The sequence below is a fragment of the Mucilaginibacter rubeus genome (assembly GCF_003286415.2).
Taxonomy (GTDB): domain Bacteria; phylum Bacteroidota; class Bacteroidia; order Sphingobacteriales; family Sphingobacteriaceae; genus Mucilaginibacter; species Mucilaginibacter rubeus_A.
This window is the reverse complement of record NZ_CP043450.1, coordinates 2,659,317-2,676,985: the sequence shown is the minus strand read 5'-3', so window position 1 is coordinate 2,676,985 and position 17,669 is coordinate 2,659,317. Positions and strand designations below refer to the sequence as shown.

12 protein-coding genes are annotated in these 17,669 nt (G+C 42.4%); 1 reads left to right on the top strand and 11 read right to left on the bottom strand.

Annotation, left to right across the window (positions count from 1 at the left end; all coding sequences use genetic code 11):
- Positions 1-72 precede the first annotated feature (72 nt).
- The 4 genes from topA to proB form a co-directional block, all read right to left on the bottom strand.
- Positions 73-2,466, bottom strand: coding sequence for a type I DNA topoisomerase (gene topA, locus DEO27_RS10880; protein WP_112566502.1), 2,394 nt, complete (start codon positions 2,464-2,466; stop codon positions 73-75).
- 233 nt (positions 2,467-2,699) lie between these two features.
- Complete coding sequence (gene mnmA, locus DEO27_RS10875) at positions 2,700-3,788, bottom strand: tRNA 2-thiouridine(34) synthase MnmA (RefSeq protein ID WP_112566505.1); 1,089 nt, start codon at positions 3,786-3,788, stop codon at positions 2,700-2,702.
- 783 nt (positions 3,789-4,571) lie between these two features.
- Positions 4,572-5,819, bottom strand: coding sequence for a glutamate-5-semialdehyde dehydrogenase (locus tag DEO27_RS10870; RefSeq protein WP_112566508.1), 1,248 nt, complete (start codon positions 5,817-5,819; stop codon positions 4,572-4,574).
- 5 nt (positions 5,820-5,824) lie between these two features.
- Positions 5,825-6,904: a glutamate 5-kinase gene (gene proB / locus DEO27_RS10865; protein WP_112566511.1), complete on the bottom strand. Its 1,080-nt coding sequence runs from the start codon at positions 6,902-6,904 to the stop codon at positions 5,825-5,827.
- A 338-nt stretch (positions 6,905-7,242) separates the two neighbouring features.
- On the opposite strand from proB, the gene DEO27_RS10860 reads away from it, so the two are divergent.
- Entirely contained in the window at positions 7,243-10,194 is a 2,952-nt protein-coding gene (locus DEO27_RS10860) for a TonB-dependent receptor (protein WP_112566514.1), read from the top strand.
- Between the two features lie 327 nt (positions 10,195-10,521).
- Here the strand turns inward: DEO27_RS10860 and DEO27_RS10855 are convergent, their stop codons facing one another.
- The 7 genes from DEO27_RS10855 to DEO27_RS10825 form a co-directional block, all read right to left on the bottom strand.
- Positions 10,522-11,232 carry a phosphoadenylyl-sulfate reductase gene (locus tag DEO27_RS10855; protein WP_112566520.1) on the bottom strand — a complete coding sequence of 237 codons (711 nt, stop codon included), beginning with the start codon at positions 11,230-11,232 and terminating at the stop codon, positions 10,522-10,524.
- Positions 11,229-12,737 carry a TSUP family transporter gene (locus DEO27_RS10850; RefSeq protein WP_112566523.1) on the bottom strand — a complete coding sequence of 503 codons (1,509 nt, stop codon included), beginning with the start codon at positions 12,735-12,737 and terminating at the stop codon, positions 11,229-11,231. Before DEO27_RS10850 ends, DEO27_RS10855 begins: the two co-directional genes overlap by 4 nt.
- Positions 12,715-13,500, bottom strand: coding sequence for a uroporphyrinogen-III C-methyltransferase (cobA, locus tag DEO27_RS10845; RefSeq protein WP_112566526.1), 786 nt, complete (start codon positions 13,498-13,500; stop codon positions 12,715-12,717). The genes DEO27_RS10850 and cobA overlap by 23 nt, the downstream gene beginning before the upstream one ends.
- Positions 13,500-15,590, bottom strand: coding sequence for a HEPN domain-containing protein (locus tag DEO27_RS10840; RefSeq protein WP_112566529.1), 2,091 nt, complete (start codon positions 15,588-15,590; stop codon positions 13,500-13,502). Before DEO27_RS10840 ends, cobA begins: the two co-directional genes overlap by 1 nt.
- A 240-nt stretch (positions 15,591-15,830) precedes the next feature.
- On the bottom strand, positions 15,831-16,265 hold the full coding sequence (locus DEO27_RS10835; RefSeq protein WP_112566532.1) for an RrF2 family transcriptional regulator: 435 nt from the start codon (positions 16,263-16,265) through the stop codon (positions 15,831-15,833).
- A 125-nt stretch (positions 16,266-16,390) separates the two neighbouring features.
- Positions 16,391-16,666, bottom strand: coding sequence for a SelT/SelW/SelH family protein (locus DEO27_RS10830; RefSeq protein WP_112566535.1), 276 nt, complete (start codon positions 16,664-16,666; stop codon positions 16,391-16,393).
- Complete coding sequence (locus tag DEO27_RS10825) at positions 16,663-17,559, bottom strand: MOSC domain-containing protein (protein WP_223818212.1); 897 nt, start codon at positions 17,557-17,559, stop codon at positions 16,663-16,665. The genes DEO27_RS10830 and DEO27_RS10825 overlap by 4 nt, the downstream gene beginning before the upstream one ends.
- Positions 17,560-17,669: the final 110 nt, after the last annotated feature.

Below are 17,669 nucleotides of genomic sequence, written 5' to 3'. Positions count from 1 at the left end.
TGGGTTGATCAGGTGAGAGGTTCTAAGCATACTTGCTAAACCATTCACCTGATCAACCCAATCAACCATTCACTATTTCTTTTTTGTTGCCGCTTTTTTCTTGGCAGGGGCTTTTGTTGCGGTTGGCTTGGCAGCCGCAGCAGCTTTACCAAAGCGTCCCTTTTTAGCATCCTTCGGTGTGGCATCGGCGAGGGCCTTGCATTCTTCGTAGGTAAGGGTCAAAGGGTCTTTATCTTTAGGGATCTTAACATTCAGCTTGCCAAATTCAATGTAAGGCCCCCAGCGACCGTTCAATACTTTTACATCCGGATCTTCATCAAAAGCCTTGATCAGCTTTTCGGCATCCTTTTTACGCTTTAGGTTGATGAGTTCAATTGCTTGCTCTTCAGTAACATCATGCGGATCGATTTCTTTAGGTAAGGATACAAACGCGCTGTTATGGCTAATATAAGGCCCGAAACGACCAATAGCCACTTTCATCACCTTGCCTTCATATTCACCTACAACTTTTGGCAGTTTGAACAACTCAAGTGCTTCCTCAAGGCTGATGGTTTCGATGCTTTGGCCACTGCGAAGACTTGCATAAAGTGGTTTCTCTTCGGTATCGTCAGTAGCTGTTTCGCCAATCTGAACAAAAGGCCCGAAACGACCAATACGTACCGAAACTTTTTTGCCGTTTTCCGGATGATTGCCTAATTCACGCTCACCGGTAGCTTTATCAGCCTTTTCAATAGTGCTTTCCACTTCTTTGTGGAAGGGGTTATAAAAATCGTGGAGCATGTCTGTCCACTCTTTGAGCCCCTGAGCTATCTCGTCAAATTGCTTTTCAACACTGGCTGTAAAGTTGAAATCAACGATATCTTTAAAATATTGCACCAGGAAATCGTTTACAACAGCACCAATATCAGTAGGGAATAGCTTACCACGTTCTGCACCGGTATTTTCTGTTTTTTCTTCCTTAATGACGTTGCCTGCTTTCAATGTTAATACCCTGAAGTTACGTTGCTTGCCTTCGCGCTCTTCCTTAACTACATAACCACGGTTTTGAATGGTTGAAATAGTAGGGGCGTAGGTTGACGGACGGCCGATACCCAACTCTTCCAGTTTTTTTACCAGGCTGGCCTCTGTATAGCGGGCAGCCGGGCGCGAGAAACGCTCTGTTGCCGACATTTCCTGCAAAGCCAATCGTTGGCCTTTGGTTAAAGGTGGCAGCATTGTATTGTCGCCATCCTGTTGTGTATCATCCTCATCATCATTTGATTCAAGGTACACCTTCAGGAACCCGTCGAATTTCATTACTTCGCCGTTAGCTACCAAATCTTCACTGCGGGTTGATATACTGATTTTTGCAGTAGTTTTCTCAAACTGTGCTTCGCTCATTTGCGATGCGATGGCGCGCTTCCAGATCAGTTCATATAAACGCTTTTCTGAAGATTCGCCATCAATAGTATGGTTATTGAAATATGTTGGCCTGATAGCTTCGTGAGCTTCCTGTGCACTGGCATTTTTTGTTTTATACCTTCTTTGCTGATGGTATTTTTCACCGTAAGCAGATACGATTTCGCTCGCGGCGGAGTTCAAAGCAAGTTCCGACAAGTTTACCGAGTCGGTACGCATATAGGTGATATATCCCGATTCGTAAAGCTTTTGAGCAACCTGCATGGTTCGCGCAACCGAGTAACCAAGCTTACGGCTGGCTTCCTGTTGCAGTGTTGATGTTGTAAACGGTGCGGCTGGAGAACGCTTTGTTGGGCGTGTATCTAATGATTTTACGTCAAAATCAGCAGCAATGCAATCCTGTAAAAACTTTTCAGCTTCTTCCTGTTTTGCAAAACGCTCAGGCAGTTCGGCTTTGAAAGCCTCTTTGCCTTTGCCAAATATCGCTACTACTTTAAATGCTGCTTCTGACTTAAATCTATTAATTTCGCGTTCACGATCAACAATAAGCCTTACCGCAACTGATTGTACACGGCCTGCAGAAAGTGAAGGTTTTACCTTTTTCCACAGAACAGGGGAGAGTTCAAAACCCACCAGCCTGTCTAAAACACGGCGTGCCTGCTGGGCATTAACCAGGTTATAGTCAATTTTACGCGGTGTATCAATCGCTTTTAAAATAGCCGGTTTGGTGATCTCATGAAAAACAATACGCTTGGTATGCGTATCTTTCAAATCCAGCGTTTCAAACAAGTGCCAGGAAATGGCCTCACCCTCGCGGTCCTCGTCCGATGCAAGCCAAACCATTTCGGCTTCCTTAGCTAACTTCTTTAATTCGGTGACTACCTGCTTTTTATCCGCAGGTACCTCGTATTTTTGTTTAAAGTTATTAGCAATGTCAATTGCATCTTCCGACTTAACCAGATCACGGATATGCCCGTAGCTGGACTTTACTGTAAAGTCCTTGCCAAGGTAACCCTCAATGGTCTTAGCTTTTGCAGGTGATTCAACTATCAGTAAGTTTTTGGCCATTTAATCAGTTTTAGTTTTTGCAAATAAAACATAAAGTAAGCGAAACACCAATTAGTTTTTAGTAAAAGGTGCAAAAAATGAACGCTTATTGGGCTTTGAGTTGAAGAAATAATGTTAAAATGCCATTGAAAATAGCATTATGATAAAACAATTGCTTTTATCTTAATAAATTGATAACAAGCAATTGTTCAATTCATATTTTCAACTTAAAATATGAAGGAAAAAAAGGATGTTTACATCAGGAAACCGCCACCAAGCAGGTCATCACCTTCATAAAATACTGCAGACTGGCCCGGAGCTATGCCTGATACATTATGATGGAAATCAACCTTCATATGCTCGTTCATTTGAAGAATGGTACTTTGGGTGCCGGTATCTTTATAGCGTATTTTAGTGATAGCTTCAAGCGGCTCACTTATGGTTTCGTATTTAATGAGGTTGAGGTTCCTTACCCATGCCTGTTTGCGTTCCAATTCATCGGCTGTACCTAAAACAACAGTATTGGTTTCAGGGTCGATGCGCATCACAAACATTGGATGACCTAAAGCCACACCCAAGCCTTTCCGCTGGCCGATGGTATAAAAAGGATAGCCCTGGTGTTTACCGACAACGGCGCCATTTGAAAGCACAAAATTGCCCGGGCCAACCCTTTCATCCAAATCTTCAACTTTATGGCGAAGGAATGAACGATAATCGTTATCGGGAACAAAACAGATCTCATAGCTCTCGCTTTTACCGGCAAGTTCAATCTGTCCCATATCAAGCGCCATCTGCCTGATCTCAGGCTTTGAAAAACTGCCCAAAGGGAATTTAGTACGTGCAAGATTTTTCTGCGATACTCCCCACAATACGTATGACTGATCTTTATTAGTGTCTTTGCCTTTTGAAATTACGTAACGGCCGTTATCCTGCAAACGGATGTTTGCATAGTGCCCTGTGGCTATAAACTCACAATCGAGCTTATCGGCACGTTTTAATAGCGCTTCCCATTTAATGTGGGTGTTACATAAAACACATGGGTTAGGGGTGCGGCCCGCCAAATACTCGTCAACAAAGTTATCGATTACAAAATCGCCAAACTCGTTACGGATATCTAATATATAATGCGGAAAGCCATAGCCAACAGCAAGGGCGCGCGCATCATTAATACTATCCAGACTGCAGCAGCCGGTTTCTTTTGAACTACCGCCCGATGAGGCGTAGTCCCAGGTTTTCATGGTTAAACCAATTACCTCATAGCCCTGCTCATGCAACATCACTGCTGCTACCGAACTATCAACTCCGCCGCTCATTGCCACTAATATCCTACCGTGCTTACTCATAATTTTGCAAAGATACCTATTTGATTTTTATGTTAATATATCCTTAGTCAGTATAGGGTAAAATGTATGACAATTAGGCTCGTGCTGAATTAACCAATAATTAAGTGCTACTTGTTTTCAATGCTTTATAAGTTTTATATGAAGTAAAAGTCGTGAACGATCAAATCCAGTAACACAAAACATTTTGCTAAGAAAGCTATATGACGTTTATTATTTCCTTAATATAAGTTAAATGTTTCAACCGCTATAAGCTTAACATTGGCTTAATACAGTTGTAATTAAACATATAAGGAGTATGAATCTCAGTGGCTTAGTGTAACCAGCGCGCGGATGCATTCGTAAAATCCCAACAAATAAAAACCAATTAAACTTTGCATTCAAACCGCCATTTATGCTAAAAATGTTACATTGAAACGGGGTGTAAATGGTACACCGAATTCAACATTCAGGCGTTTTTGTTGCTAAAATTTTAAATAATAAATGTCGGGTTAACTATTATAAGAACGGGCGGTATTATTTATTAAAAATAATGTAAAAATGATACCGCCTATTGTAACAGACCTATTACATTATAAATTTGCTATATCCTAATTAATAAAAATATGTTAACTCAATTGACTTTAGAACAAAAATTACAGGGCGTGATTTTAGTGATTATCTGCTTTATTGCCGCAGCCAACTACTTAATAAAGTAAACGCAAAACAATAGGGAATAACACTTTTAAGGTGCTTACTACACGTAGTAAGCACCTTTTTTATGTTTAAGATTTTTTGAGGTAGTGGTTACGGGATACGGGTTTGACCGTTTCCTTTAACCAGCCATTTGTAACTGGTGAGTTCTTCGAGCCCCATAGGGCCGCGAGCGTGAAGTTTCTGGGTACTGATACCAATTTCGGCACCAAGTCCGAATTGAGCGCCATCGGTAAAGGCAGTGGATACGTTTGCGTACACGGCGGCGGCATCAACATCATTTAAAAATTGAGCGATATTTTCAGCACTTTCGGAAATAATGGCTTCGCTGTGTTTGGAACTGTTTATGGCTATATATTCCAGCGCTTCGGTAAATGAATCTACCGTTTTGATAGCCATTTTCATCGAAAGAAATTCTGTACCAAAGTGTTCCGGGCTGGCTTTATGCAACAGGTAGGCGGGGTAGTCATTTTTAAGCGCATCAAAAGCACGCTCATCAGCAAAGAGTTCTACCTCTTTTTCTTTTAAGATATGTGATAACCGCGGCAGGTCACTTAACCTGGCCGAGTGGATGATCAAACAATCCAAAGCATTACAAACGCTTACACGACGAGTTTTAGCGTTGGCAATAATCTCAGCGCCTTTTTCCAAATCGCCTGATTCATCAAAATAGGTATGCACTATACCGGCACCAGTTTCAATGACAGGAACCTTGCTATTATCGCGTACAAAATCAATCAGTGACTGGCTTCCCCTTGGGATAAGTACATCAATATAACCAATAGCATTTAACAGGGCCGTTGTAGCCTCCCGTTCGGCCGGAAGTAAAGTGGCGACATTTATATCGACACCATGTTTCTCCAGAACTTCATGGATAACCGAAATGATGGCTTTGTTAGAGAAATCGGCATCGCTGCCACCTTTTAGTACACTGATGTTACCTGTTTTAAAGCAAAGCGCGAAAACATCAAATGTTACGTTTGGCCGGGCTTCATATACAACACCTACAACACCAAGTGGCACACGTATTTTTGATATGGATAAACCATTGGGCATTTCTGTAGCCGAAAGCTGTTTACCAAGCGGGCTATCTAATTTGGCCACACTTAGCATATCGCCGGCAATACCCTTAATGCGATCCGCAGTTAGTTTAAGGCGGTCATATTTCGGATCAGCCGGATCCATATGGTCAAGGTCTTTTTGGTTTTCGGCCAGGATATATTCGGTTTGGGCAATTGCTTCTGCAGCTACATCTTCCAAAACCTTGTTGATTAGGGCAGGGGCAAGGGTTGCTTTGCGGCTTGCTTCACGTGCTTTATCAAAATAGCTATTATAGTTCATGTTATTTAGCCTTGTAAGTAAAGATAATCGTAATGTACCAACGCTTTCTGGTTTTTTTGGCCGATGCGTTCACGGGCCTTGTCGGCACCGTATTCCGCAATACCTAAACCAATCAGTTTATCGGTATCATCAATCAGTTTAATAATATCACCTTTTTTAAAGTCGGTTATAACACCAACAATACCAACAGGCAATAAACTGGTTGCCTTATTCGAGATGAGGGCAGCTTTGGCTCCAGCATTGATCAAGACGCTGCCTGTTGCCGATTTTTCGGAATGGGCAATCCATTTCTTTTTACCCGATGCTGTTTTATTAGGAATGAAACGGGTATGTGTAACCTGATTTTCCAACACATCGGTTAATATACTGTCCCGTTTACCATTGGCAATATGAACCGAAATCCCTAACTGGGCTGTTTTTTGTGCCATAGTAGATTTGGTGATCATTCCACCACGACCAAATTGCGAACGCCCTGACGATACAAAACTTGAAAAATCAAGCTCATTACCGCTTACCTCATCTATCACTGCTGAACCGGCTGCTTTTGGGTCGCCGTTATAAATGCCGTCGACATTAGTCAGGATGATCAGGGCGTTGGCGTTTAGCATAGAAGCTATAAGGCCTGCCAACTCGTCATTGTCGGTAAACATCAGTTCGGTTACCGATACCACGTCATTTTCGTTCACAACCGGGATCACCTCATATTGCAACAAGGCCTCAAGGCAGTTTTTCATATTGAGGTAGTGCATCCTGTCCCTGAAATCTTCGCGGGTAACCAAAACCTGCGAACACAGGATCTGAAACTGCTCAAATAAATGCGAGTAGGTATTGATAAGTTTTACCTGTCCTATAGAAGCAAGTACCTGGCGGGCAGCTACCGCATCTGATTTTTCAGATACAGTAATTAAACTACGGCCTGATGCTACGGCGCCAGAGGATACCAGGATAACTTCAATGCCCTGCTTTTTTATCGCGGCTATCTGTTCAACCAAATGTTTTATTCGTGACTGGTCGGGGAGACCGTTTTCCTGGGTAATAACATTTGAGCCGATTTTGATAACGATGCGTTGATAATTGAAAGCCATTAGCTGAGTACAGAGGTTGAGGCTTCAATATTACAAATTTGAGCGTAATTAGGCCTTGTTTATTTTAAAATATCCACTAAAGTGATGGATTTTATAGTGAAATGATGCCAAAATCATCAAAAACTCAAAAAAATTGAATAATTGCCTTGACAGCAAGCTTTTAATTTATATTTTTGTCGACTAATTCTATAGACAATGTATCATTTTAATGCAATTGCCAATCACTCCATGTTAAAAATGCAGCTCCTAACTGCAGGGTGTTGTTGTTGAATTTAACCTCATCAACAATAACACAAAACCCAAAATCACAATTTTAATAACCACCACACCATTACTTCATGAAAATTTTTACAAACTCAATTAAAATAATTGTGCTCTTCCTGGTACTGTTACCGGGCATAAGCCGTGCGCAATTAAATGGCTCATACATATTGAGCGGAAAAGTAGACGATGACCAGGGAAAACCGCTGGTAGGGGCTACCGTATCCATAAAAGGCACAACAAATAAAACATCAACAGATACAACCGGTAAATTTTCGTTAACTACCAGCGCAAAATTACCATATACACTTGTTTTTACAGCAGTAGGTTATCAGCCACAGGAATTTTATATAAAAAATGCTAACAGCGCCGTAAACATCACACTTACCACGCAATCACTACTGGTTAACGAAGTTGTAGTGACGGCATCCCGTAAGGAAGAAAAGCTGCTCCGGTCGCCTGTTGCTATTGAAAAGCTGAGTATTACGGCATTAAAGCAATCGCCTGGCCCGAGTTTTTACGATGCGCTTGAGAACGTTAAAGGTGTACAAATGACCACCACCAGTATCACCCTAAAGGTACCAAATACCCGCGGTTTCAACAGCCCAAATAACTTTAGGTTTATGCAACTGGTTGACGGTGTTGATATGCAGTCGGCTACATTAGGCGTACCATTAGGAAATGCTATTGGCCCAACTGAATTGGATATTGCCAGCGTGGAAATTACTCCGGGCGCGGCTGCGGCCCTTTATGGCACCAATGCAATTAACGGTTTATCAAACCTGTTCACTAAAGATCCTTTTAAATACCAGGGCTTGAGCTTTTACCATCGTCAGGCGGTTAACCATGTAGGTAACGACCGTTTAGGCGCCAGTTCAATTACCGAAGATGCTTTACGTTATGCCAAAGCCTTTAACGATAAGTTTGCCGTTAAAGTGAACTTTAGCTACATGCAAGGCCAGGATTGGCAGTCGGATACCCGTTTAGATCAGAACCCGACTAACCTGAAATCTGCAAACCCAGCTTATCCTGAATTAACAGGCACAAGCAATGCGGCTTATGATGGTTGGAACAAATATGGTGATGACGCGCTCGCGGGCAGTAACACGGTGTCGATAAAAGGTATTACTGTTGATGGCAAGGCTCGTCCTAATCTAACCGTTGCACGTACAGGTTACAATGAAGTTGACCTGGTTGACCCGCACGTGAAAAACTTAAAATTAGATGGTACACTGTCTTATAAATTAACACCAAGCACCATCTTATCGTACACCTACCGCTACGGCAGGTTGGACGGTGTGTTTCAACGCGGAAACAAGATCTCGTTACAAGGAGCTACGGTTCAAAACCATAAAATTGAGTTGAAAGGAAAGGACTTCCTGGTGCGTGGTTATGAATCTATCGAGAATACAGGTAATTCATTCAACGTAAAACCATTGGCAGATAACCTTGACCTTAACCATGCCAGCAACTCGGCCTGGGCAACTTTATACGGTAATGCCTTAAAAGCGTATAACGGCGGTGTACTTACATCCGCAAATCTTGCAGCAGCAGAACAAGCCGCTCGTGCCGCTGCTGATAAAGGCCGTGTTGAGCCTGGTACGCCAGAGTTTGACGCCTTACGTAAAACCATCATTGGCATCAATAACTGGGATATCAAATCAAGCCTGATCCCTAATGCCCCGGTTACAGGTGGTGCCGCACTGGTTCAAAAAAGCCACATGTACAACGGTGAGGCCCAATGGGATTTAACTGACAAAGTAAAATTTGTTGATCTGTTGGTTGGTGCCGATGTACGTGTGTACAGCATTACACCTGATGGAAATAACTTCGTAGATTTCAGCCGCCCGATTGCCGACAGGAACACTCCGCTTGCCGATGGTACTTTCGGTAAAGATGTGATTTACAAAAAATATGGCGCTTTTACCCAGGTTACTAAAACATTCTTTGATGAAAAGTTGAAATTGTTCGGCTCTATTCGCTGGGACCGCAACCCATACTTCGATCCTAAATTTACGCCGCGTTTAGCAGCAGTTTATACTGTTAACCAAAACCATAACTTCCGGTTCACTTTCCAGAACGGCTATCGCTTCCCATCTTTATTTGAAGCATTATCATACGTAAATAATGGTCGTGTAAAACGTGTAGGCAGCTTACCATTCATTAACGAAGGTTTAGGTTATCTTGGTAACAGCTACACGCAAACATCGGTAGTGGCATTCAATGCCGCTGTAAATGCTGCAGGTGGTTCAGACCAGGCGGCTTTGGCTAACCGCAACTTGTTAAAAGTGGCAGACCTGCCTCCGGCACGTCCTGAACAGATCACTTCGTTTGAGGTTGGTTATAAAGGTATCGTTGCTGATAATAAAGTATTTATCGATATTGATGCTTATACTAACCGTTACGATGGTTTCCTTGGCCAGGTACAGGTATTTGTGCCCAATGGAGCTACTGTAGGTTCTGATGCTGCTGTGCTATCGATGCTTGATATTAACCGCGACCCTACAACCGGTACGTCAAGCAACGCCGCCAGTCAAGGCCAAAGCAGGTACCGCGTTTACACTAATGCTAAGAATATCTACCATAACTATGGCTCATCGGCAGGTATTACCTATAATTTCTACCAGCATTATACAGTATCAGGTAACGTAAGCTTCAATAAGCTAAAGGCTCAAACCGCATCTGATATATTTGTCACCGGTTTTAATACGCCTGAGTGGTCTGGAAACGTATCGTTTGGCAACCGCGAAGTAGTTAAAAACTTAGGCTTTAACGTAGTTTACAAATGGCAACAATCGTACCTATGGGAGAGTCCGCTGGTTACTGGTACTGTACCATCAATCAAAACTGTTGATGCCCAGGTTACTTATCGCGTGCCAGCTTACTATGCAACATTTAAGTTAGGTGCTACAGACATCTTTAACAAAAGGTACTATCAATATGCAGGTGGCCCAACCATTGGCGGCTTGTACTATGTATCGGTAACGCTTGATGGTTTATTAGCAGGTAATACCAACAATAACAAATAAGAACTTTTATTACGTTTTATATAGTTTGTAAGGGGATGGTCGCGATTAGTGCTCATCCCCTTTTTTTTGTTTTTGCTATGCGCGTCATTGCGAGGAACGAAGCAATCCCAAACTTTACAAAGCGAATTTGCAAAGCTCCTCTACTACTCGGGGATTGCTTCGTTCCTCGCAATGACGTGTTTAAAAATAAAAAAGGCCAACCGATCTTTCGACCAAGTTGACCTACGTATAAAAAAAAGCGTCTTTGTTCTGGAAACGTTATTTAGGATTCGGGATTTTCGCGATAGTATCGATTTGCAAAATCGGGCAATCCTCAAATCCTATTCATCAAGGTTTTGCTACCTCATGCAACCCGCATTCTTTTTTAGATTGATCTTCCCACCACCAGCGACCGGCGCGAAAATCTTCGCCTTCGGCTACTGCACGGGTACATGGCATACAGCCAATACTCGGGAAACCTTTATCATGCAATGAATTGTACGGGATATTGTATTGTTTAACGTAAGCTTTCACTTCATCAAGCGTCCAGCTAAAAATAGGATGGAACTTTACCAATTGATTTTGCTCGTCCCATTCCAGGTCATGCATATCATGTCGGTTAACAGATTGCTCGGCACGGATGCCGGTTATCCAGATTTTATTTCCTTTCAAAGCCCTTTTCAAAGGCTCTATTTTACGAATCCCACAGCACTCCTTACGGTTCTCTACCGACTCGTAAAAGCTGTTGGGGCCTTTTTTGCTTACCATTTCTTCCAGCAACTCATTATTTGGGTAGTAGGCATGAATAGGTTTTTGATACCTGTTCATTGTAGCTGCCCAAACTGAATACGTTTCACGGAAAAGCCTGCCAGTCTCCAGTGTAAATACTTTTATAGGCAGGTTATTGCTGAAAATCATGTGACTGATCACCTGGTCTTCCCAGCCAAAGCTGGTAGAAAAGATCACTTCACCCGGAAAAAGCTCAGCCAGTTTGGTGAGCGCTTCAACAGGGCCAAGACCTTGGATATGTTGCTGTATATTTTCTAAAGCGGAACTCATGGTATCTTAACAAAGAATTTAAGGATAGAACGGACGCTGATCAGGATTACAATAACCGATACGGCTACCATAATGGTTTTTGCTGATATCTTGTTGGAAATCTTAGCCGCGATTGGTGAAGCAAGGGCGCTGCCTAAAATTAGTCCGGCTACAGCCTGCCAATGATCGCTGCTTACCATGGCAATAAAGGTTATTGAACCCATTATGGCCACAAAAAAGCGTGAAAGCTTAACGGTACCTAACGAAAACCGGGGACTACGGCCACCTGCTATCAACGTAGATAACACAATTGAACCCCAACCGCCACCGCCAACAGCATCAATAAAGCCACCGCCTAAACCAAGCAGTGAAATGCGTTTTACTTTATCAGCAGATTTTTTCTTTTGCGTATTGAACGCTTTCCTGAATATCACTATGCCTAATATCAATGTATAAATTGATACAACAGGTTTTGTATACATTGCGTAGTGCTCAAGCGAAGATAGGAGATAAGCACCAGTAACAGCGCCTATAATACCAGGAACAACCAATAGTTTAAATAACTTCCAGTTGATATTACCCATGCGGTAATGCATCCAGCCGGCTATGCCGCAGCTCATAATTTCTGAAAGGTGTACCCCCATACTGGCCGAAGCCGGCGGGATACCCATAGTTAACGAAAACGTGGTTGATGTTACTCCGTATGACATGCCTATGGCCCCGTCAATCATGGCAAATACAAATCCTGCTCCTAAAAAGTAATAAAAGATAGGGTCAATACCGGTTACAAAGTTTTTAAAGTTAGGCTCTTTAAGATACAGCGCGGTTATACCGATGGCTAAGGATAAAATGATAGTAGACCAGATTAGCCAGATGAAATTTTTCCGGTTGGGCGCTTTGGGCTCAACCAATACAGATGTTACGCTGTTTAGTTTTTTTACCTTGTCGGCAAAATCACCTTCAAGGGTATTTCTTAGTTCGCTCATTTGCTGCAAAGTGATATCAAGCTCGGCAGGCAGGCTTTCATTTAATACTTCTTTTAGTCGTTTTGCCACAGTAGGTGATTTTCCGTTGGTAGATATGGCCAGCTTCAGGTCGCCCTTTTGCACTATCGATCCTAAGTAAAAATCGCATAATGCAGGTTTGTCGGCTACATTGATCAGCAGTTTCCTGTCGTGAGCGGCAGTGCGGATATAGTTATTAAGCTCGCTGTCGTTAGTTGCGGCAATAACAATGTCGGCATCATTCAGGTCATCATCCGTAAATGATTTTTGAATAACACGAATGCCTGTATATTGAGATGCAAGATTGTGGATCTCGGGCAAAAACTCACGCGAGATTACTGTTACGCGAGCCTGATTACTGTTGTTGAGTACCGCGGTAAGTTTTTCCAAGCCAACATTGCCGCCGCCAATAAGCACGGTATGCAGGTCATTCAGTTTCAAAAAAACAGGAAAAAGCTGGTTGCCTTCCTGTTTATCGTCCTGAATGTTGGTAAAACTTTTATCCCCTGGCAACAACGTCATAAACCTCTTTTATCAATTGGAATTTTGGATGGAGCGATACAACCTCGCCAAATACAATAAGTGCAGGTGAGGAGATCTTATTTTCTTCAACGGCACTAACAATGGTATCAACCGTAGCAACAGCTATTTTTTCTTCTGCTGTCGATCCGTTTTGAATAACGGCAACCGGCAGTTTGTTCTTGCCTTGTAACTTAAATATTTCAGTAATCTCGGCCAGTTTATGGATGCCCATCAAAACTACAACAGTAGCATTTGAACGTGAAGCGTCTATAAGATCGTTCGAGATTTTGCCATTTGCAGTGGTGCCTGTAACAACCCAGAAGCTTTCACTCAGGCCACGGTGTGTAACAGGGATTTGCTGCAATTCGGGCACAGCTACAGAACTTGAAATGCCCGGAATAACCGAGGCAGGTATACTGTGCTCAGCTGCAATAAGCAGCTCCTCGTAACCGCGACCAAATACAAAGGGATCGCCGCCTTTTAACCTGACCACGTGTCCGTAGTTTTTGGCATAATCAACCATCAGGTTATTAATGGCTTCCTGCGAAAAAGCATGATCGCCGGAACGTTTACCTACATAAACTTTAGTTGAATTTTCGGGAGCGTATTCCAATAAATCTTCGTTAACCAAAGCATCGTACAAAACAACATCTGCTGTTTTTAAAGCTTTGATGGCTTTAAGCGTTATCAGATCGGCATCACCGGGGCCAGCGCCCACAAGTGTAATGCGCGGTTCTTTTATAGTTTTATTAGTATCGGTCATTATTGTACAAGCGCCTCTCTCTTATCCTTGCTTCTGCTTAAAAATTCGGTTGCCTGAGCCATGTAGGCTGTCGCAAACTCTTGTGACGGTTCATTTTGATTGATCTGTAAAACCAGGTCGTTAAAAGTACCATCCAACTCAAATTCACCTTTTTCAACGTATTGAGCATCAAACTCACGGATAACGCCGGCTTGAGTGCTGCTGTTAATACCTTTATCAAGTAACAAAGCTTTTGCCGAACTTACAAATACGTTATAAGCGTGGTAAATAGCATCAGCCCAACGGCCATCTGCATAAGCGTCATTGGCCCAGCCCAGTTTTTCTTCTGATTCAAACAATAGGGTAGCAACCAGATCTATGATCACACCGGCACACTCACCAACACCTATAGCGGTAACAAATGTTTCCTGGTGGCCCCAGTCAATGTATTCGTCGTCGGTAAGGGTGGTCAAATCTGCAAGTGGTTTCAACAAGCGGTAAAAATAATCTTTACCCTGCCTGTCGTAATATTCATGGTAAGTTTCACCCTCAGGCGAAAACTCTTTATAATCGTTTAATAAATACCTTAATACATCTGTAGCGCGTTTGGTAGGTACTTTGATAACCCTTTCTGCAGCACGGCCAACACCGTCGCCAACGGTACCGCCGCCTAACATCACCTGTACAGATGGCAATACTTTGGTGCCCGCTTTAAGCGAACTGCCGTGGAAACCAATGTGAGCTAAACCATGCTGACCGCATGAGTTCATACAGCCGCTTATTTTGATCTTGATTTCGCGGTTATAAATAAAATCTTCGTACTCGTTATAGATCAAGTCTTCCAATACACGAGCCATGGTCATGCTATTCGAGATACCAAGGTTACAGGTATCTGTACCCGGGCAAGTAGTAACATCAGCCAAACTATCAAAGCCCGGTGCTGCCAGTTCAAGCTTAGCCAAGCCTTCGTAAAGCGCAGGCAAAGCTTCTTTTTGAACGTATTTTAATAGCAAGCCTTGATTTTGGGTAATACGAATCTCGTTGCCAACCAACGGCTCTAAAGTTTTAACCAGTGCACGTGCAGTATCAGAAGAGATATCGCCTACAGGTACTTTTATATATACGCCGTAAAAGCCTTGTTGCTTTTGTTCAAAAACGTTGGTTGCCAGCCATTGCTCGTAACGAAGCGGGTTGCTGATGGTTACTTCAGGGTAGCTATCGGTTGGTGGCAAAGCCGGAACATCAACCGCATCGCGATTAATAGGGTATGATTTTACCTTATTTGCGGTACGTTCAATTTTGGTTAAACGCAATACTTCATCCAAGCCTAATTTTTGGATAAGGTATTTCATGCGGGCCTTGTTACGGTTGTTTCGTTCGCCGTAACGGTCAAACACACGGATTACCGATTCGATATAAGGGATCAGCTGATCTTCGGGCAAAAATTCTTCTACAATGTTTGCCAATAAAGGCTGCGCGCCTAAACCACCACCAAGCAGGATTTTAAAACCACGCTCGCCGTCAGCGTTTATTTTAGGGATAGCGCCAATATCATGAATATAAGAAAAGGCGGTATCCTCATCGCTTGATGAAAACGAGATCTTGAATTTACGGCCCATTTCCTGGCATATCGGGTTACGCAGAAAATAATCAAATGTTGCGTAAGCGTATGGAGAAACGTCAAAAGGCTCTTTAGGGTCGATACCGGCAGTAGGAGAGGCGGTAACATTACGTACGGTATTACCGCAGGCTTCACGCAGGGTGATATCATCCTGTTCAAGCTTAGCCCAAAGTTGCGGCGTACGGTCAAGACTTACATAATGGATCTGGATATCCTGACGGGTAGTCAGGTGCAGGTTGCTGCTTCCAAACTCATCAGAAATCTCGGCTATTTTCAGTAATTGCTTAAAGCTAACTTTACCAAATGGAAGTTTAATGCGTACCATTTGAACACCCGGCTGGCGCTGGCCATATACACCGCGCGCCAAACGTAAGCTCCTGAACTTTTCATCGTGAATTTTACCTTCACGAAAAGCACGGATCTTTTTTTCAAGATCTATAATATCCTTCTCAACAATCGGGTTCTCCAGTTCCGTTCTGAAGCTCTGCATATTTTATGTATTAATCTTTTATAAAAAAGCCTCTTTAGCTGTGGCGAAAGAGGCAGATATGGTTAAATATTACTTTTACAACCTCGCTTTACTGTTGCACATATAGCAACAGTTCTGTTGGTTAAAGGTTGTAGTAATAATGCTCTCACGATTCATTTCCCAAATATATATATAGTATACGGAAAAGGTAGCATTTAATTAAAAAAAACTGCGTTATGACAGTTTTATGAAATTTGAAATTTAAACGCTGATGAGGGTAGTTTCGCGTTTGATAATATCAGCGATACTGGTTTCGCTTAATATTTTAAGTGTGGCATCTCTTACATCAACAAACACATCCCTTATGCCGCAAGTGCTTTCCTGGTGGCACTCATCACATTTGTGGTAAAAATTTAAGCTTGCGCAAGGCACCATGGCAATAGGGCCATCAGTGATACGCATGATACTTACCAGGAAAATTTCTTTCGGATCGCGGTTGAGGCTGTAGCCGCCACCAGCACCTTTTTTACTGTATAAGAAACCCGCGTTACGCAGATCAAGCAGGATTTGCTCAAGGAATTTTTTCGGAATTCGCTCAAGCTCGGCGATTTTTGATATTTGCATAGGTGGCTGATCCATGTTTTTGCCCAGCACAACCAATGCTTTTATAGCATACTTAGTTTTTTTCGAAAGCATTTTCTATAATAAAACTTACAAAGTTAAATAAAGATATTACTAAATTAACTATTTTTTCGAGTAATATTATAGATTATATAGAAAGGATATTTTATACAGACTTTATTTTATTAAAATCGCAATTGCTAACGATCTGAGTGACCGAGGCTTTTCTCAGGATTTACCTTGTCACGAACAGCTTTTTTTAGCTCTTTAATTTCAGGAAAATGGCCGTCCCGCTTGCGGTCAAACAAGGTTTCTTCATCAACGCTTATGGTGTATCGCCCGCTCACTTCACTTGGCTTGAGGGTAACGCCGTTTAAATCATCGGTAAAAGTAGTAAGCAGCTCCTGCGCCATATAAGCCGCGCGCATCATCCAGTTACATTTGGGGCAGTATTCAATAGTTATAGTTGGTTTCATGCAGTTAAGCTTGGTTTTTGAGGAATAATAAAGCGCTCATCCTGGTGAGTGCTCAATACTTTAAGTTCATCACCAACGGTGATTGTCCCGGTGTTTTCATGTACCAGGTTTTGCCCGAACATGATCTTATTGTTTTTCATGCGATAGGAAGCAAGCGTTTTGAGCGGCTCTTTCGCTTTTATCGCTGTTTGTTGATCTATCGTAGTAAGCACACACCGGGCGCAAAGTTTAGCGCCGTAAAAAGTTATGCTGGCTATATTGATCTGGTTCATCAAATCTTCGCTGTAAGCATTACCGCCGGTAAAAACGATATTGGGCCGGAAACGGTTCATGGGCAGGGGCTGTGCCATTCGGGTATTAAGATCATCTAATGATGATTGCCCAATCAGTAAAAAAGGATAAGCATCAGCAAATGAGGTGATCATGCCTGGTTTAGCATAGCGTTGATCAACTTCACGCTCGCTGTCGTCGGGCATATAAACCAGGCGGCATTTCATATTCAACGCGTCGCTAAACCATTGGTCAAATTCATCATTCACATACTGGCCCATGCATGTATCGTCCCAAACGGCAAATTGCTGTAATGGCTTTCGCTCACAATTAAAGGGGATCAACAATGTTGATTTTGAATGATGATCAACGGCGATACCATTGGGCTCAACCCTCGCCTTTAATAAAGCCATTTGCGGAAACTCTCGCTGGGTTATAAAAAGGCCGTGTTCATTAACCAGCATCCAGCGCCTGTCATGCTGTAAGCCACGTGTGGTAACTACGGCGCTTTGTACAGAAATACCGCCAAGGGATTTGATGGGGTAGATAAATAGTTCACTTACCTGGAGCATGGTGTAAAAATAAATAAAAGAACTATGATTTTTAGGATTTGAGGATTTCATGATACTTGAATTGGATACTACGATCAAGGTAATCCATCAATCTTGAAAATCATGATTCATAATTTTCACAATCGATTGCAATAATTGATTTTAATTGATATACTTGTTTC

What these genes read in the sequence shown, in the direction of transcription:
- topA (WP_112566502.1), bottom strand. Translation starts at nt 2,466, where the DNA reads ATGGCCAAAAACTTACTGATAGTTGAATCACCTGCAAAAGCTAAGACC.
- mnmA (WP_112566505.1), bottom strand. Translation starts at nt 3,788, where the DNA reads ATGAGTAAGCACGGTAGGATATTAGTGGCAATGAGCGGCGGAGTTGAT.
- DEO27_RS10870 (WP_112566508.1), bottom strand. Translation starts at nt 5,819, where the DNA reads ATGAACTATAATAGCTATTTTGATAAAGCACGTGAAGCAAGCCGCAAA.
- proB (WP_112566511.1), bottom strand. Translation starts at nt 6,904, where the DNA reads ATGGCTTTCAATTATCAACGCATCGTTATCAAAATCGGCTCAAATGTT.
- DEO27_RS10860 (WP_112566514.1), top strand. Translation starts at nt 7,243, where the DNA reads ATGAAAATTTTTACAAACTCAATTAAAATAATTGTGCTCTTCCTGGTA.
- DEO27_RS10855 (WP_112566520.1), bottom strand. Translation starts at nt 11,232, where the DNA reads ATGAGTTCCGCTTTAGAAAATATACAGCAACATATCCAAGGTCTTGGC.
- DEO27_RS10850 (WP_112566523.1), bottom strand. Translation starts at nt 12,737, where the DNA reads ATGACGTTGTTGCCAGGGGATAAAAGTTTTACCAACATTCAGGACGAT.
- cobA (WP_112566526.1), bottom strand. Translation starts at nt 13,500, where the DNA reads ATGACCGATACTAATAAAACTATAAAAGAACCGCGCATTACACTTGTG.
- DEO27_RS10840 (WP_112566529.1), bottom strand. Translation starts at nt 15,590, where the DNA reads ATGCAGAGCTTCAGAACGGAACTGGAGAACCCGATTGTTGAGAAGGAT.
- DEO27_RS10835 (WP_112566532.1), bottom strand. Translation starts at nt 16,265, where the DNA reads ATGCTTTCGAAAAAAACTAAGTATGCTATAAAAGCATTGGTTGTGCTG.
- DEO27_RS10830 (WP_112566535.1), bottom strand. Translation starts at nt 16,666, where the DNA reads ATGAAACCAACTATAACTATTGAATACTGCCCCAAATGTAACTGGATG.
- DEO27_RS10825 (WP_223818212.1), bottom strand. Translation starts at nt 17,559, where the DNA reads ATGAAATCCTCAAATCCTAAAAATCATAGTTCTTTTATTTATTTTTAC.